This window comes from Faecalibacter rhinopitheci (genome assembly GCF_015234135.1).
Taxonomy (GTDB): domain Bacteria; phylum Bacteroidota; class Bacteroidia; order Flavobacteriales; family Weeksellaceae; genus Empedobacter; species Empedobacter rhinopitheci.
In genome coordinates, this window is record NZ_JADGIK010000042.1 from 1 (window position 1) to 687 (window position 687).

Here is a 687-nt window from a genome sequence, read left to right on the forward strand (position 1 = left end):
ACGAGCCGAGTATTTGCGAAGAACGGGAGAGAATTTGAGCGAAAGCTCAATTTCGTCCGTTCAAGCAAATTGCTTGGCTAAAACTAATTTAGGCTTAAGTTTTTAGAAAAGCAATTTTGCGAGCGGAAAAAGATGGGATGAAAGTTTACTATCAGCCCGTTTTTCGCGAAATACTTTGTTGTACGACGTTTTTAATTATCTATTATTGCAATTGAATGTTTTACACAATTTGAGTTTATCTTTGATTTACATATCAAATTGTCATCTTTGTAATCAATATTTATTTCTTTGTTTTCTGTTTGGCAATTATTACAAATAGTAAAATAATTATTTAATTTGAATCCTTTTTTGAAATTTGATAATTCTGCTCCTATATTTAAATTGTTTTCCTTAGAAATTCCAATCAATACAATCTTTCTTGATTTATCGTTTTTAAATTCTTTGATCTGAGACTTAATTATTTTACCATTTATATTTTGTTCTTTTAATTGATTATTGAGAATATCATATATATTAGATAATTCGATTTTGTTACCAATTTTATCATAAAAATGAATTTTCTCGACATTATTATAATTTCTCGAAGCGCAAGAAAAAGTGAAAATTGATAATATAAAAGTTAATAATAGTTTTTTCATATTCTATAATTTTAAGAAGTTATTCTAGGTCGATTTTTTAAATGTCGTA

Annotated in this window: 1 protein-coding gene; it reads right to left on the bottom strand. The window is 25.8% G+C overall.

Annotated elements, in window-relative coordinates; all coding sequences use genetic code 11:
- Nucleotides 1–191 precede the first annotated feature (191 nt).
- Nucleotides 192–638: a hypothetical protein gene (locus tag IM532_RS13630; RefSeq protein WP_194184042.1), complete on the bottom strand. Its 447-nt coding sequence runs from the start codon at nt 636–638 to the stop codon at nt 192–194.
- Nucleotides 639–687 lie beyond the last annotated feature (49 nt).